The following is a 14,775-nucleotide window of genomic DNA, read 5'->3' as shown; positions in this document are numbered from 1 at the left end:
TTGAGTAGGAAAAAACCTATATAATATATAAGGTTAGCTTGTAGCTAGCGTGACTTAAATGATTGGCTCAATTATTGAATAGAGTATTGATAATGACTCATCAGCGATAACTAGAGAATTGTGTTAATGGATTATATGAAAAATATATCATCAAGATTAGTACCAAGTATTGCCATATTATTTACATTGGTTATTTCAGGCTGCGGTACCTTATTGGATAAACACGTTGTATGGGAATATGAAGAACCTAAAAACTACCCTATTATCCGTGCAATAGGTTATGCCCCAATCAATGCTCAGCCGGGAGACAGTGCTGAAATAAAGAGTATTATGGCGATGCGTGCATCAAAGCTTGATGCTTATCGAGAATTAACTGAGCAAGTTTACGGCCAGCAGATCCAAGGTCAAACAGAAATGAAAAACTTAGTATCGTCAGATGATAAGCTGCGTTCAAAAGTATCAGGTGTAATTCGTGGAGCCAGAATTGTTAAGGTATACCCGGTCGGTGATACTTACGCTACTGAACTAGAATTGGATATGAAATTGGTTTATGAACTGTATCGTATAAATACCCGTTCAAGAACCATCAAAAAAGTGGACTATTATTAATAGGCCACCAATATAAACAAAGCGCTGAGATTAACATCTAGCGCTTTTTTTTTGTTCGACACATTGAGTTATTTTAATTTCTCAATATCAGCAATTTGTTTTGTGAAATCACCAAGTTCTAACTCAGCACATTCTTGTTCGTCTTGCCAATCTAAACCAATGATCACATTGTCTTCAGATAAGTCTTCAAACCAAAACTCTAACCAATCGGCTACAGAAATTTGAGTTGGTTTATAATCTGCCCAGTCGTCTGTGCAGCTTTTTAAAGCTAAGCTTTCTGTAGACCATAACGGCATAGTTTCAGCATCTTCAAAGTTGGCTGAGTCAACGACAACCCAACCTTCGTTTTCTTTATCTTGTAATGCCCAAAGCATTTGTGTTGCTTGAACTTCTGCAAAGAATTCTGTTTTTACGTCTGACATTTATTTATTACCTTATGCGGCTTCTGTTACCTGGTTTGTTGCCCGTTTTTTTAACGCCGGCACCCGTTGAATTTTTGTTTGATGAGTTATTACTCGTTGTATTGCTCTTAGGTTTTTTGTCGGATTTAACACCCGGTTTAAATTGACCTAAACCCGTATGACGAGATAATGCTCTTTGTCCTTTACCTTGAGGGCCATTACGTCGGTTACCCAAACGTTCTTCGTTCTCAGATGCAGGTGGAACTAAATGACTAACACCATGACCAATTAATTTGGCTAGTCCCATCTCTTTTAACGCATGGCGGATCATTTTCCAGTTTTTAGAGTCGTGATAACGCAAGATAGCCTTATGTAAACGGCGCTCTTTTTCACCACGAGGGATCGCAACGGTTGAGTTGGTCTTCTTCACTTTATGTAATGTATCAATTTCTGTGTGATACATAGTGGTTGCTGTTGCCATTGGTGACGGATAAAAGTTTTGCACTTGATCAAGACGGAATTTATTCTCTTTTAACCACAAGGCTAAGTTGATCATGTCTTTGGTTGTTGTCCCAGGATGAGCCGCGATAAAGTAAGGAATAAGATACTGTTCTTTACCGGCTTCTTTAGAGTACTTCTCAAACAACTCTTTAAATTTGTGATAGCTACCCATACCTGGTTTCATCATCTTAGATAATGGACCTTCTTCGGTATGTTCTGGCGCTATTTTTAAATAACCGCCAACATGGTGTGTTACTAACTCTTTAACGTAACGTGGATCTTGAATTGCCAAGTCATAGCGCACACCAGAGGCGATTAATATTTTCTTTATGCCCTTAAGTTCACGAGCACGCTGATACAATTTAATCGTTGGTTCATGGTCAGTATCCATATGCTTACATATATCAGGGTAAACACATGATGCTCTACGACAAGTGGCCTCTGCTTTAGCCGACTGACAACGTAACATATACATGTTTGCCGTTGGGCCACCTAAGTCTGAAATAACCCCTGTAAACCCAGGCACTACATCACGAATTTGTTCAATTTCATTTATGATTGAATCTTCAGAACGACTCTGAATGATTCGACCTTCATGTTCAGTAATAGAACAGAAAGTACAACCACCGTAACAACCACGCATGATATTAACTGATGTTTTTATCATGTCGTATGCTGGGATCTTTTTACCATCGTATTTAGGATGAGGAACGCGAGCGTAAGGCATGCCAAACACAAAATCCATTTCTTCAGTTTCTAACGGAAACGCAGGAGGGTTTATCCAAATACTTCTATCACCGTGGCGTTGCATTAATGCTTTAGCACAGCCAGGATTGGTCTCTTGGTGCAATATACGGTTGGTATGTGCGTATAACGTTTGATTTTTTGATACCACTTCATAAGCGGGTAATTTTACATATACGCGGTCCCAAGGACGACGTAATTGAGTTTTGTCTTTAACACGGTTATATGGCTGAACTACGATGGCTTGGCCACCCGTTTGATTCGCGCTAGCATCAACAGCACTGTCTTCAATAGCTTGGTCTTTATTACTACAGGTATTGGCATCATATTCTTGATAAGGGTTCATTATTGGATCAATAATTCCCGGCTTATCAATGTGAGTAGAGTCTATTCCTTGCCAGTCCTCTAGTGCATTTTTAACCATGATAGCCGTACCACGAACATCTTTAATGTTCTTGATGTCTTCGCCTCTAGCAATACGGTGAGTAACTTCGACTAACGGTCGTTCGGCGTTACCAAACACTAACATGTCAGCTTTTGAGTCAACTAAGACAGAACGACGAACTTTGTCAGACCAATAATCATAATGGCTGATACGGCGTAAACTGGCTTCGATACCACCAATAATAATTGGCACGCCTTTATAGGCTTCACGACAACGTTGTGAATATACAGTTACGGCACGATCTGGACGTTTTCCGCCTATATTATCAGGAGTATAAGCGTCATCGTGTCTTAACTTTCTATCGGCCGTATAACGATTGATCATTGAATCCATGTTGCCTGCAGCAACACCGAAATATAAATTAGGCTTACCTAGTTTTTGAAAATCATTCTTTGAATGCCAATCTGGTTGGTCAATAATTCCAACTCTAAATCCTTGAGCTTCCAACATACGACCAATAACGGCCATACCAAAACTTGGATGATCGACATAAGCGTCGCCAGTGACAATAATGACATCACAACTGTCCCAACCTAGTTGATCCATTTCTTCTCTGGTGGTTGGTAAAAATGGCGCAGGGCCAAAACACTCAGCCCAATACTTAGGGTAATCCCATAATTTCTTATCAGAGACGACCGTAGCTTGTGGTGGCTTATTTGATTTTGACAAAGCTGACAATTGCGATTGCATATATAGATGTACCCGTGGCTCAAATTCAGTAATAACGATTGATTAAAATTTAATCAGCATTAATGGACGGGCGATTATACAGAATATTTACATCAAGTGGTAAAGGGTTTTCCCTTATATTTTAATAACTTTAAAATCTTTAGTTGCAGCTTACGTAAAGAAACATACAATATGGCAACATTTAGAAAGGATTGCTTACTTATGAATTCCAGTATGACGACTGAAAATAACACAAATTCAAATAATGAATCTCAAAGTAATACAAAGACTTGGGTTGCATTTTTTATATTCGTAGCCGTTTCATTGTTTTTTTATTTAGTGCCAGAAATTGATTTGTGGATGGCTAGACAATTTTACGATGAAACCGAAGGGTTTTACCTAAAAGAAACTGCGTTAGTACAAATTACCTACGACATATTTAAACATATGCCTAAATTGTTACTTCCAGTGATGTTAATTTTCTTACTACTAGGTTTTAAATCAAACTATTGCAAAATTCGTAGACACTTATGTTTATTTGCTTTGGTTTCATTATTAATTGGCCCTGGCATTATTGTTCACAATGTATTTAAAGATAGTTGGGATAGAGCACGCCCTCGTCATTTAACTGAGTTTGGTGGTGATAAAACCTTTACTCCTGCTTGGGTAATTTCGGACCAATGTGAACGCAACTGTTCTTTTGTTAGTGGTCATGCCGCAATGGGGTTCTATTTTATGATCTTGGGCTGGTTGTTAGGTTCAAGAAAATGGTTCTATATTGGCATCGGCATCGGCGCTGCTGTTGGTATGATCAGAGTCATCCAAGGTGGGCACTTCCTCAGTGACTCTATTCTCGCAGGTTTCATGGTTTACTGGAGTATTTGGTTAATCGCTAAATGGATGCATGTGCCTAATCCAGGTGATGAATGGCAATGTCCTGAAGTTGAAAAACAAAGACAACTTTGTGAAGAACAAGCTAAAAACGCCAATTAATTTACCGGTCTAGTTTTAAACATAGTTATTCATAAGCTATGGTTAGTTTTCATCCCCTGTTTGATTTGCAGAGTTAACAGGGGTAGAGTTCACGTTTTTACACTTATCTGGTGGTTTAATATTGGAAAAATATGAAGAATTGTTTGTATCTATTCGACAAATAATCCGAGCAATCGACTTACGCTCTAAAAAATTAAGTAAAGCGGTAGGGATCACGGGACCTCAATTATTAGTTTTACAAGAAGTGTTAGCCGCACCGGGTTTAACTTCAAAACAAGTCGCTGACGGAATAAACTTATCTCAAGCTACAGTGACCAGCATCTTAGATCGATTAGAAGCCAAGCAATTGTTAGTCAGAAAACGTGACAGTGTTGACCGTCGAAAAGTCTCTTTGTATTTAACTGATCAAGGCCATTTAACGTTAAACGATGCGCCTAAGGCAATGGAAGACTCCTTTATTGAGAAGTTTGAAAATATAGAAAACTGGGAACAAACCCTTTTATTATCAAGTGTTCAACGTATCGCTAGTATGATGAATGCTGAAGAATTAGATGCCGCGCCAATGTTAAAAATTGGTGAGATTGACTCCATCACTAAACCTTAACCACCATATCCTCTCCTATACATTCTTTTGAATAAAAGTAGCCTTAAATTAGGCTACTTTATAAAATAAAACTAATTAGTGTAATAATTATATTTCTCCAATCTATTTCGCCTGAAGCCCTTAATTAGTCTGATTAATAATCAGAAAATATGATTGTTAGGATTATCATATGCCTTTTGAACTGTTGAATATATTTTAATACTTAGTATACTAAGCATTATCTTTAATTATTATTTTCTGGATCTATGGTTTTATTTTCAAATTTCGAACGAATCGTTTTAAAAGTTGGCAGCGCTCTAATTGCACCAGACGGAAAAGGTTGCAGCCCTCATAAATTATTTCCAATAGCTCAGTTTATTATCGAATGCCGAAGTCGCGGTATTGAAGTTGTATTAGTTTCGTCAGGTTCAGTTGCAGCAGGAAGACAATATTTTCCAAAAAGTAACTGCAATTCAATTCCGATGAAAAAGGCAATGGCCGCAGCAGGTCAATCCGATATGATAAGTACTTGGGATAGATTATTTGATTTCCCAACATGCCAAATATTATTAACCCACGGTGATTTACAAGACCCTGAGCGTTACCAAAGTGTTTCCTCTACAATTGATAAAGCCCTGAGTCATGGGATATTACCAATCGTAAACGAAAACGACACCATCACAACGGATGAGTTAAAAGTGGGTGACAATGATAACTTAGCTGCCATTGTTTCTGCTGCCGTAAACGCAGACGGTTTAGTGTTATGCACGGACGTTGATGGTTTATACACAGGCAACCCAAGAATAGATAAAAACGCTAAGTTAATACCTATCGTAGAGTCTATTACTGCAAGTCTTAAAGGTATTGATATGTCCGCTACTAACGATGTTGGTACCGGTGGAATGGCGACTAAGGTTGAGTCTGCGGAAAAAGCCACAGCTCACGGGATCACGACTTATATCATCAATGGTGAAAAACCAGATGTATTTCACTCGTTATTAAGAGATGAAAACCCAGGTACAATATTTGCGCCATCACAAACTCCAATGAGTGATAGAACACACTGGTTAAGACATACAACTCGTTCGCAAGGTGAGTTTGTTGTAGATAAATCAGGTGAGCAAACGGTGTTAGATGGTATAGAAGACATCACCAGCGATCAGTTACTTAGTGTCAATGGTGACTTTAATACCGGTGATACGGTATTGATTAAATCCGAAGACGGTAAATCGTTGGCCAAAGCAATTACAAAGCGAAGTAGTTGTTTAATGACTTATCTAACCGAGCAGGATGATCCAAATCAACACGCTCCAATTGAGTCTGTTTTTGAACAAGAACAAGTCTCTTTACTAAAATAGACTTATAAAAACAGTAAGTTAAAAGGGACACATTAAACTTCACTCGAAGTATTAATTAGGTATAATTACCGTGTGTCCCTATAGTTTAACAGGATAAAACTGCGACCTCCTAAGTCGCTGCTCCAGGTTCGAGTCCTGGTGGGGACGCCAATTATCCATTCAAACCCTCTCAAACAAATTCAAAGCCCTTAGTTTTATTGACGTACACTAGATTATGGTGTTCAATCAGGTTCTAATTCATTCAAAATTATTGCGGTACTTTTAGTGGTACTGTAATTTTTGTGCAAATCTGGTACCGCTAAAATGGCTAGAGTAACTAAACCGCTAACAAACACAGAAGTTAAACAAGCTAAACCTCAAGATAAGCAATTTAAGCTTTTTGATGGTGGTGGTTTACAACTCCGTATTAAGCCTAATGGCAGCAAATCTTGGTTACTGGAATATACACACCCATTTAATAAAAAACGCCAATCATTGAGTTTTGGAACGTATCCAGAAGTAAGTTTGGCTCAGGCTAGATCTTCACGTGATCAAGCGAGGGTATTACTCAGTAAAAGTATTGATCCTAAAACCCACAGAGATCAAGCCATGGCAACCGAACAAGCCAAACATTTAAACACATTAGAAAGTGTAGCTGGTAAGTGGTTAGATACTATCAAAAGTGAAGTTAGCCCTAGGTATGCTGATAAAGTAATAAGAACGTTAGAGATTCATGTATTCCACCAGCTAGGTAAATATCCAGTCCATTCGATCACAGCTACCAAAGCAATTGATATATTTAAGCCGCTGGTGGTTGCTGAAAAATACGAAGTGATAAAAAGGTGTTGTCAGTTACTAAACAGAATAATGAATTTTGCGGTTAATACCGGAATGGTTGATCATAATAAGCTTTCTCATATTAGTGATGCGTTTAAAACTCCCAAGGGAACTAACATGGCCACCATTAGGCCAGAAGAACTCCCAGAACTAATGAGAGCGGTTAACAATGCTAATTTAAACTTAGTTACCCGTTATTGTTTAGAGTGGCAGCTACATACAATCGTTCGACCAAGTGAGGCAGCAAGGGCAACATGGGATGAAATCGATTTTGAGTCTGGCTTATGGACAATACCAGGTGAAAAAATGAAAATGAAAAATCCTCATACCGTCCCATTATCTTCATACTGTTTAGAACTTTTGGATAAACTAAAGTTAGTAAGTGGCCACAGAGAGCATTTATTCCCATCGAGAAATAATCACAAAGTTCACGTAAACACCGAAACCGTAAACAAGGCAATTAGGCGAATAGGTTTCCAAGGTCGGCTGGTGGCACATGGTCTACGTTCTTTAGCGAGTACCACTCTAAATGAACAAGGCTTTGATCCTGACATTATCGAATCAGCATTAGCACACACTGATAAAAACTCTGTTAGGCGCGCTTATAATCGTTCGGAGTACTTGGAACGCAGACGCCCAGTAATGGAATGGTGGAGTAATCAAATCTTAGGAGCTTCAAACGGTAACATGAGTTTGGCTGGTGGTGTAAAAGGTTTAAAAATTGTTAATAAATAATAGGTGAGCAATATGAATAACAGTATTTCGTTTCAATCAAAAGCGTGGAATAGTCTTAACGCAGTACAACTAATAGTTAACCTAGTTCTTCATAAATATAAAAGTAGTGATGATAGAAATATTCAAACTGCTATAACCGGCTTTAAAGCGGCCGTTGTGTACTTAGATGAACTTTTTCAGATGAGAGATGATGATAAGAGTTTTTTATCTACTGAGTTATCACCTGTTATTTTAATTCTGAAGGACGTAACTAGTATGTTTTTCAATATAAGTGAAAATAGGCAACGTCATGAGATTAATCACGAGTTAGACAATGCCTGCCAAACAATAGGCGGGTTATTGGCTTCAGTTTGTAAATCATTCGAAAGTGAATTGTTAGAAGTCGAGCAATTGGGTAATGTTACTAGTACAAGTGCAATATTAAACTAAGCTTTAAGCTTTCTCAAAACCTAGGGTAGCTCCCGAAAAAGGCGGTTAACCCAACCGCCTTGGTTTTGATCTTAATTTGGGTGTCGCGGGGGCGGTATGAAAAAAAGAAAGTATTATAGTGAAACAGAATTAGAAGCAGCAAAAGAGATGGTTGGTTCAGTTGCTTATCTTTTCAAAGATTTTAGCCTTTTAAATAATCAGAATGATAGTGACGTTAATTTTATTGATACATTAGGTAAGTTAGCTAAAACACCGTTATTAAATAGAGATGAAGTAAACGAAGCATCCGATATAGACTTAGTAAGTAAAATGACAGATATAACTTTGAATAATTGTTTTATGGAAAACTTAACAAACGAACAAAAACTTATAGTTGAGTTTGCTTTAGAAAATGCATATTTGATTGGCTCAAAGTTAGTAATCCATCGAGAGTTTATGAATCTATCTGAACCACTACTAGAACCACAAAAGGATGGACTTAAATTTAAAGAACTTTTCTCTGAATATGGAGGATTAAAAGGTAAACCTACTAGAGCAAAAGCGTATGATTTTATTAATAAGTCTTTAAGCGATAACCCAAACTTATCAATAAATCGATTAGCTGAATCATTAGAAGCTGATAGTAATAATCAACCAGATAAATATGGTAAAGCAATACCTTTATCTACATGTAAGAATTACGCAAGAGCAGTAAAAAACAGCTTAAAACGATAATGTCACTTTAAGAATGCCCCTTTAAACTACTGCAAAGCCCCTTTAAACTACTGCAAAGCCCCATTAAACTGCTTTAATGGGGGTCTGAACCTCTTATCATTAGTCAAATTAAATTATAAAGCACCTGTAGCCCAACGAATTCAAAGGAAACAGGTATGAATCAAAGCAATCAAACTTACATAATTAGAAAACCCGAAGTAATTAAATTATTAGGGCTCTCTAGAACCACAATATATTACAGAGTAAAAGATGGTCTCTTACCACCACCATTCCCACTAGGCGCTAACTCTGTTGGCTGGCTTAATACTGAAATAAGCCGAATACAGGCCGCAATCGTTGCTGGGAGTTCCACCAGCGAAATGCAAAGTTTAGTTTGTGAGATTGTCGCACAACGTAAAGCTGTAGCGTAAGGGGACGATTATGGAAAACAAAAACGCCACACTAGAAAACCAGCGCAGCGTTAACGATATTGAACCATCGAATGCTAACAAAAAACGTCCACCATTCAAACTAGAGCTTTGCCTTGAGGAATTAATAAAACGTGGAGATGCTGGTATGTTTGAGCTTGAGGCTTTATCTGCTTATGGTGAAACTTGCTTACATACAACGATATCAGCGTTATTTAATAAACATGGCCTTAATTTCAGTCGTACTCCAGAAAGTCACCACCATAAGCGAGGGGGCGAAACTAGGTTCACCCGTTATTCTTTATCTGGTGGCGAATCATTTACTAAAGCCAAAGCATTATTAAAGCACTACCAGGTTAAACGTGGGGTAATTACCTTATGAGTGATAGTAAATATCTCAATAACTTATTAGATGCCATTCAATGTGACTCTGAGGCTGCTATTAAACTTTGTTTGGCGTTGGCAAATCTAATAAACGAACAAGGCAAAATCCTACCAGAGCAAATTGATCAATTGGGGGAGTTATTACTTTCCATCAAATTCTGGACAGAACGGCCGGAGAAGATGAACGAGCAACAAGCTAGAACTTACCTTAAGTTAATTAAATAGCGAATTGATGTAATGACTAGCATATACAAAAGACATTTTTTGTCTGGTGGGCAATCTAACGCTGACGCTAGAACTTTGTTAAAACATACTAAAGTAAGTGAGGTTTAGACCATGGCTAAAAAATATGGGGCTAGATCTGGTGGGCGTTATTTATCAATTCCTCATGTGGTCACTAGTTGCAATGACTTTATAAGTTTAGGTGGTAATGCGGTTAAATTACTTGTTGAAGCAGCAAGGCAATATAACGGCTCAAATAACGGTAAAATTTGTTTTGTTTGGTCACAAATGTGTAAACGAGGTTGGGCGTCACAAGGTACATTAGACAGAGCCAAAAAAGAGCTGATTTCTAAAAACTTATTAGTAATAACCAAGGCTGGTGGTTTTGATCCTAAAGGACACCCCAATCCAACTTTTTATGCTCTGACATGGCATAAAATAGATGAAGTAATTGGCTTTGATATGGACGTACAACCTACAACAAAAGCTATTAGGATATTTAGTTTAGAAACTTAAATTTTCCAACTCTCAAAATGGTAGCGGTACCGCTCTCAAAACAGTAGCCGAACGGCTCTCAAAATAGTAGCAGTAGGGTGTTATCCGCTACTATTACAGTAGTAAGTTGATTTTTTAAGTTGTTGTTATATAAAAGTTAATTATCATCGTAAAATTGTCACCCACTACCAAAACGGGAGTTCTTATATATTACCATTGGTAGTTAGTGTTAATTGTTAGGTTAGACTTGATAGTTACAAATCTATTGCTATAAATAAGTTCAGTATTCAAAACGTACCTACCTAGTATATTTACTTGGAATGGATAAAAGGAATTATTATGAAAGCAAGAAATGTATTAGATAAGCGTATTAGCGGTTTACTTCAAGATAAACGTAGAATGTTAGGTGTGACGATGCTTGAAGTTGCTAGGTGTTTGGGTAAGCCTCATAGTTTTGTTGGACTTGTTGAATCTGGTAAGCGTTGTTTAACAGTTGGTGAGTTAGAAATGTTTTGCAATGTGCTTTGTGTAAACATGGAAGATGTAATCAAACAGGCTAAACGTAAAGTTATGTGGAAATATGAATCACAATGATCATCAAGAAAACCTGAATTTATTGGTGAGCTGGTAATATTAAATTAATGGACTTCAAATGAAACCAACAGAGCGGAAACAAACTCCAAGCCAACTACTAGCCAAAGTAGCGAAGAATCTAGCTGAGAAAGATAACGATCCAGCTCTAGCGAAAATAGCAGATCAACTTCTGCAGGGCCCGAAATCTAAACCTAAAAAATAGTATTTGTGACGATAAAATTAGTAATTGTTAGATTTGGTTACAGGGTCGTAGTCGTTTCAACTCATGATGACAATTGATATTATAACAAGGCTAATTAGCAATATCACATCGTCCCACGAATAAGTGTCTAACCCTCGATTAGTTTAGGCTTTACCGTCCCATTTTTCGTCCCAGTCGTACTCAATTATAAAAACATAGTGTTATTAAACGGTTGAAATTTAAATCAATTGTTCTACATTAGTTAAACTAACTATTAAAAGGATTTTATAGTGAAATTATTTTTAATTATTACTCTCGCACTTACACTCCTATCCGGTTGTGCTCAACCTCTCAATTCTAATGCTACAAGCGTACGTGTAACCAATAATCCTGATGTTGTTAAACAATGTGTATTCAAAGGCCAAGTAAAAGCTACCAGCAATTGGGGCGGCTTTGCAGCACAAGGAGTGGCGCAAGAATCAATATATAACAGTTTACGTAATGAAGCCGTTAAAATAGGTGGGAATACTGTCTTTGCTAATCCACAAGTTGGAATGGGTGGAGCTTATGCGTTAGGTGAAGCTTATGATTGTAAATTAGTTAATTGATTTGTCTAATATTAGATAAAATTTGAAAAAGCTTAATCTCGATAATCAAAGTAAGTCTGCGCAAATTTACTGCGCAAATATGAAAACTGCGCAATGCGCAAAACCTGCTCAATTTAACCGTGAGCCTTTTTTTAAAGGCTCTCACAAAACAATAAATTAAAAGTGCGCAAAAAAGTGCGCAAAAGGGAGTGATGATGCCTGATAATGAAAATACATTTGGTTTATTTTCTGAAGATTTTTCAATTCAAAACATGAAAGAGTTTATTCGTACGTATGAGCTTCCAGATGAAGAGTCAGACGTTATTAGGCGAAAAATAAATACTCAAAGGACGGAAGGGTTAGACGTAAAAAAAGTATACAGCAATATGTTACGACGTTTATTATAAAATCATTTGTAGAAGCACCGGATGTTTGGCATAAATATTGTCAATATTCTGAATTAAATTATGGTGTTGGACTGATTCAAAATATAGCTAATCGGTCTACTCCTTATGATATGAGAGTTTTTACAAGTTTATTCACTTTTTTGTATGAATGTTACCTTTCAATGGACCCTAAAGAAGACCTGCAAAATGGATTTATTGATATTTTGTATTTTATCAAAAATAACGTGGACTTTTTTGAAAGTGATGGTGATATCAATTTGCGCCATCAAGTTAACAATTTTCCGATTTTTTTAAGTAAAAGTTTAATTAACGCACCAATTTTAAAGCGTCTAGAACTTGTAGAAAGTGTCGCAAATAGAGCTGAAGAAATATGCAATAAAATTGAAAAAGAAAATGAGAGTTGGAAGGGGGATTTCGACGAGCGGGAAATACGAATAAAAGGCATGGAAGATCGGCTAAAAAAAGCAGAGGCGGGTTTTAATTTCGTTGGTTTGGTAAAGGCGTTCGTCGGGATGGCCTATGACAAGAAGCAAGATTTAATTAAAGTTAAAGACGTAACTAATGCTTGGAAACAAATATCAATAGCAGTTCCTATTATTTCATCGATCGTAATCGGTATTTGGCAACCTTCGGAATGGTGGTATTTGCTGCCTATTTTTACTTCATTAATGTTATCTCTATATTTTTTTAGAGTATCTTTGTTAGAAGAAAAATCTATCAAATCACAATTGGCACAAATTGAACTTAGAAGATCGTTATGTCAATTCATACAAGAATATGCAGAATACTCAAGCGAAATAAAAGACAAAGATCATAACCCACTGCAGAAGTTTGAAGATTTGATATTTTCAGGAATAGTAATGAAAGACGAGCAAATTCCCTCAACGTTTGACGGGATGGACCAAATTAATAAAATGCTCAAAAATATAGGAAAGGGTAATGGCTGAAATAAAATTTGAAGATATTGGACTTGAAGAAAAAGTAACTGATGAAGTAAATCAAAGATTGAAGTTTCATTATTATTTTACATAAAAGAATAAAATAAAATTATATAGTTTTAACTTGTGCTAAATTTATTAAGTGTGATCGCACTGAGCTTTAGCTCTCTCGGATTTGAATACGAGTTAAGAGCTAAAGCTTATTCTTACTAAGTAAATTTGTTAACTATCGTTAGGTTCCTTAATAACCTCGAGAAAAGTAACCGAAATCAGTCACCTGACCAAAAACGGTCAGCATTGACACTTTTTTTTGATAAAACCATTATTGTATTGGGCCTATAAGCATAAAAGTAAGTAGATATAATGGAAAAAGGACAACTTGAGCATAACAATCAAAAAAGCAATACGGAAGGTGAGTATTTGCCAATACCTAAACGTATCTGCAGACAGCCACATATGTATGACAATCCGAAATCTATTGAAAGTACTGATAATTCAATTGTGGCTAAGTTTAAGAGTGTGTTGGAATCTGTCTTGATTAATATTAATAAATAGTTAATCAAAATCCAATCATTCGCTCAATTAAAATGACCCCGCTAACAAACCAAAACCAGCACCAATTGCAGTAGCCCAACCTGGCATTATTTGGGTGCCAATTATTGCCCAATTGCTGCCCTACTTAATTTGTTAGACTAATTACATATAACACTTGTATTGTGTAATGTTACGCATTACACTTAATCTAGTTAAACAAAGAAGGAACGGAAAATGTCGTGCGCTAACAACAAAATAATAAAGGTACTTGGGCTATGGCTATTAAATCATTTACACATAAGGGGCTTGAAGAGCTCTATGTAAACGGCGACTCTCCACGGATTAACAATCAGCACCACAAAGTGCTGTTAAAATATATGGATGCAATTAATGCGTCACATCATCCTAAAGATCTGAAAGCAATATACAGGCACAAATTTAGCATTAAAAAAGGCAGTGGTGATGGAGTATACAGCCTAGAAGTAAACGGTAATTTTAGACTAACGTTCCAAATTGAAGATTATGGAGCGGTGTTTCTTGATTATCAGGATTATCATGGAAAGCAAATTAGGGCCAAGTAAGGCGACAAACCTGTAAAGGTAATAAAAATGTTTAAAACGAATCGCAAACCGACTCACCCGGGCATTTTTTTTAAAGAAGATGTTATGGATGAAAGAAAGTTGCAGGTTACTGAAGTGGCAAAGGCAATTCATATGTCTAGACCTGCATTATCTAAGTTTATTAACGGTCACTCAAAGTGTTCTCAAGAGATGGCAAGAAAACTAGCTGCGTTCACTGAGACTGGTGTTTCATTGTGGTTAAATCTACAATTAGCTGTAGATATTTGGGAGGCAGAGCAAGAACCTCTACCTGAAGTGATTAAAGCACAAGAGCTAGAAGTCGCATAAAAAAACCACCTCCGGGTGGTTTTTTATTGACCATTTAAAATAGTACTCTAACGCCTTTGTAGTAAAGCTTTAACTGAACCGATAACTGGACGTATATTAGTTGAATTATAAGCTAAGAATT

20 protein-coding genes and 1 tRNA gene are annotated in these 14,775 nt (G+C 36.8%); 19 read left to right on the top strand and 2 right to left on the bottom strand.

Annotated elements, in window-relative coordinates:
• The first annotated feature begins 135 nt into the window (after positions 1–135).
• On the top strand, positions 136–609 hold the full coding sequence (locus RT723_RS09850; protein ID WP_252731592.1) for an LPP20 family lipoprotein: 474 nt from the start codon (positions 136–138) through the stop codon (positions 607–609).
• Positions 610–677: 68 nt separating this feature from the next.
• Here the strand turns inward: RT723_RS09850 and RT723_RS09845 are convergent, their stop codons facing one another.
• Entirely contained in the window at positions 678–1,031 is a 354-nt protein-coding gene (locus RT723_RS09845) for a DUF2750 domain-containing protein (protein ID WP_216053796.1), read from the bottom strand.
• Between the two features lie 7 nt (positions 1,032–1,038).
• Positions 1,039–3,390 carry a YgiQ family radical SAM protein gene (locus RT723_RS09840; protein WP_315946908.1) on the bottom strand — a complete coding sequence of 784 codons (2,352 nt, stop codon included), beginning with the start codon at positions 3,388–3,390 and terminating at the stop codon, positions 1,039–1,041.
• A gap of 201 nt (positions 3,391–3,591) precedes the next feature.
• Here RT723_RS09840 and RT723_RS09835 point away from each other — a divergent pair, with 201 nt between their 5' ends.
• From RT723_RS09835 to RT723_RS09750, 18 genes are all read left to right on the top strand, one after another.
• Positions 3,592–4,362, top strand: a complete 771-nt coding sequence (locus RT723_RS09835) for a phosphatase PAP2 family protein (RefSeq protein ID WP_315946907.1) — start codon at positions 3,592–3,594, stop codon at positions 4,360–4,362.
• Between the two features lie 121 nt (positions 4,363–4,483).
• Positions 4,484–4,966 carry a MarR family winged helix-turn-helix transcriptional regulator gene (locus tag RT723_RS09830; protein WP_216053799.1) on the top strand — a complete coding sequence of 161 codons (483 nt, stop codon included), beginning with the start codon at positions 4,484–4,486 and terminating at the stop codon, positions 4,964–4,966.
• 245 nt (positions 4,967–5,211) lie between these two features.
• Complete coding sequence (proB, locus tag RT723_RS09825; protein WP_216053800.1) at positions 5,212–6,303, top strand: glutamate 5-kinase; 1,092 nt, start codon at positions 5,212–5,214, stop codon at positions 6,301–6,303.
• A gap of 74 nt (positions 6,304–6,377) precedes the next feature.
• A tRNA-Arg gene (locus RT723_RS09820) sits at positions 6,378–6,453 on the top strand.
• Positions 6,454–6,606: 153 nt separating this feature from the next.
• Entirely contained in the window at positions 6,607–7,854 is a 1,248-nt protein-coding gene (locus tag RT723_RS09815) for an integrase domain-containing protein (RefSeq protein ID WP_315946906.1), read from the top strand.
• 12 nt (positions 7,855–7,866) lie between these two features.
• Complete coding sequence (locus RT723_RS09810; protein ID WP_315946905.1) at positions 7,867–8,283, top strand: hypothetical protein; 417 nt, start codon at positions 7,867–7,869, stop codon at positions 8,281–8,283.
• Positions 8,284–8,379: 96 nt separating this feature from the next.
• Positions 8,380–8,997 carry a hypothetical protein gene (locus tag RT723_RS09805; RefSeq protein ID WP_315946904.1) on the top strand — a complete coding sequence of 206 codons (618 nt, stop codon included), beginning with the start codon at positions 8,380–8,382 and terminating at the stop codon, positions 8,995–8,997.
• A 155-nt stretch (positions 8,998–9,152) separates the two neighbouring features.
• Entirely contained in the window at positions 9,153–9,407 is a 255-nt protein-coding gene (locus RT723_RS09800; RefSeq protein WP_315946903.1) for a helix-turn-helix transcriptional regulator, read from the top strand.
• 10 nt (positions 9,408–9,417) lie between these two features.
• Complete coding sequence (locus RT723_RS09795) at positions 9,418–9,786, top strand: hypothetical protein (protein WP_315946902.1); 369 nt, start codon at positions 9,418–9,420, stop codon at positions 9,784–9,786.
• The gene (locus tag RT723_RS09790; RefSeq protein ID WP_315946900.1) at positions 9,783–10,013 is read left to right on the top strand and encodes a hypothetical protein; all 231 of its coding nucleotides are present in this window, start codon (positions 9,783–9,785) and stop codon (positions 10,011–10,013) included. The genes RT723_RS09795 and RT723_RS09790 overlap by 4 nt, the downstream gene beginning before the upstream one ends.
• Positions 10,014–10,124: 111 nt before the next feature.
• Positions 10,125–10,526, top strand: coding sequence for a hypothetical protein (locus RT723_RS09785; protein WP_315946898.1), 402 nt, complete (start codon positions 10,125–10,127; stop codon positions 10,524–10,526).
• Between the two features lie 318 nt (positions 10,527–10,844).
• Positions 10,845–11,099, top strand: coding sequence for a helix-turn-helix domain-containing protein (locus RT723_RS09780; protein WP_315946896.1), 255 nt, complete (start codon positions 10,845–10,847; stop codon positions 11,097–11,099).
• Positions 11,100–11,570: 471 nt separating this feature from the next.
• Positions 11,571–11,888 carry a DUF4156 domain-containing protein gene (locus RT723_RS09775; RefSeq protein WP_315946894.1) on the top strand — a complete coding sequence of 106 codons (318 nt, stop codon included), beginning with the start codon at positions 11,571–11,573 and terminating at the stop codon, positions 11,886–11,888.
• A gap of 194 nt (positions 11,889–12,082) precedes the next feature.
• Positions 12,083–12,274, top strand: a complete 192-nt coding sequence (locus tag RT723_RS09770) for a hypothetical protein (RefSeq protein ID WP_315946892.1) — start codon at positions 12,083–12,085, stop codon at positions 12,272–12,274.
• A gap of 161 nt (positions 12,275–12,435) precedes the next feature.
• A complete protein-coding gene (locus RT723_RS09765; protein ID WP_315946890.1) occupies positions 12,436–13,221 on the top strand; it encodes a hypothetical protein in 786 nt (261 codons plus the stop codon).
• Between the two features lie 354 nt (positions 13,222–13,575).
• Positions 13,576–13,767, top strand: coding sequence for a hypothetical protein (locus RT723_RS09760; protein ID WP_315946889.1), 192 nt, complete (start codon positions 13,576–13,578; stop codon positions 13,765–13,767).
• Between the two features lie 254 nt (positions 13,768–14,021).
• Entirely contained in the window at positions 14,022–14,327 is a 306-nt protein-coding gene (locus RT723_RS09755) for a type II toxin-antitoxin system RelE/ParE family toxin (RefSeq protein ID WP_315946887.1), read from the top strand.
• Between the two features lie 27 nt (positions 14,328–14,354).
• Positions 14,355–14,654, top strand: a complete 300-nt coding sequence (locus tag RT723_RS09750) for a HigA family addiction module antitoxin (protein ID WP_315946885.1) — start codon at positions 14,355–14,357, stop codon at positions 14,652–14,654.
• Positions 14,655–14,775 lie beyond the last annotated feature (121 nt).

Source organism: Psychrosphaera aquimarina, from assembly GCF_032461525.1.
GTDB lineage: Bacteria > Pseudomonadota > Gammaproteobacteria > Enterobacterales > Alteromonadaceae > Psychrosphaera > Psychrosphaera aquimarina.
This window is presented reverse-complemented; position numbering and strand designations above follow the sequence as displayed.

What these genes read in the sequence shown, in the direction of transcription:
- RT723_RS09850 (WP_252731592.1), top strand. Translation starts at nt 136, where the DNA reads ATGAAAAATATATCATCAAGATTAGTACCAAGTATTGCCATATTATTT.
- RT723_RS09845 (WP_216053796.1), bottom strand. Translation starts at nt 1,031, where the DNA reads ATGTCAGACGTAAAAACAGAATTCTTTGCAGAAGTTCAAGCAACACAA.
- RT723_RS09840 (WP_315946908.1), bottom strand. Translation starts at nt 3,390, where the DNA reads ATGCAATCGCAATTGTCAGCTTTGTCAAAATCAAATAAGCCACCACAA.
- RT723_RS09835 (WP_315946907.1), top strand. Translation starts at nt 3,592, where the DNA reads ATGAATTCCAGTATGACGACTGAAAATAACACAAATTCAAATAATGAA.
- proB (WP_216053800.1), top strand. Translation starts at nt 5,212, where the DNA reads ATGGTTTTATTTTCAAATTTCGAACGAATCGTTTTAAAAGTTGGCAGC.
- RT723_RS09815 (WP_315946906.1), top strand. Translation starts at nt 6,607, where the DNA reads ATGGCTAGAGTAACTAAACCGCTAACAAACACAGAAGTTAAACAAGCT.
- RT723_RS09810 (WP_315946905.1), top strand. Translation starts at nt 7,867, where the DNA reads ATGAATAACAGTATTTCGTTTCAATCAAAAGCGTGGAATAGTCTTAAC.
- RT723_RS09805 (WP_315946904.1), top strand. Translation starts at nt 8,380, where the DNA reads ATGAAAAAAAGAAAGTATTATAGTGAAACAGAATTAGAAGCAGCAAAA.
- RT723_RS09800 (WP_315946903.1), top strand. Translation starts at nt 9,153, where the DNA reads ATGAATCAAAGCAATCAAACTTACATAATTAGAAAACCCGAAGTAATT.
- RT723_RS09795 (WP_315946902.1), top strand. Translation starts at nt 9,418, where the DNA reads ATGGAAAACAAAAACGCCACACTAGAAAACCAGCGCAGCGTTAACGAT.
- RT723_RS09790 (WP_315946900.1), top strand. Translation starts at nt 9,783, where the DNA reads ATGAGTGATAGTAAATATCTCAATAACTTATTAGATGCCATTCAATGT.
- RT723_RS09785 (WP_315946898.1), top strand. Translation starts at nt 10,125, where the DNA reads ATGGCTAAAAAATATGGGGCTAGATCTGGTGGGCGTTATTTATCAATT.
- RT723_RS09780 (WP_315946896.1), top strand. Translation starts at nt 10,845, where the DNA reads ATGAAAGCAAGAAATGTATTAGATAAGCGTATTAGCGGTTTACTTCAA.
- RT723_RS09770 (WP_315946892.1), top strand. Translation starts at nt 12,083, where the DNA reads ATGCCTGATAATGAAAATACATTTGGTTTATTTTCTGAAGATTTTTCA.
- RT723_RS09765 (WP_315946890.1), top strand. Translation starts at nt 12,436, where the DNA reads ATGGACCCTAAAGAAGACCTGCAAAATGGATTTATTGATATTTTGTAT.
- RT723_RS09760 (WP_315946889.1), top strand. Translation starts at nt 13,576, where the DNA reads ATGGAAAAAGGACAACTTGAGCATAACAATCAAAAAAGCAATACGGAA.
- RT723_RS09755 (WP_315946887.1), top strand. Translation starts at nt 14,022, where the DNA reads ATGGCTATTAAATCATTTACACATAAGGGGCTTGAAGAGCTCTATGTA.
- RT723_RS09750 (WP_315946885.1), top strand. Translation starts at nt 14,355, where the DNA reads ATGTTTAAAACGAATCGCAAACCGACTCACCCGGGCATTTTTTTTAAA.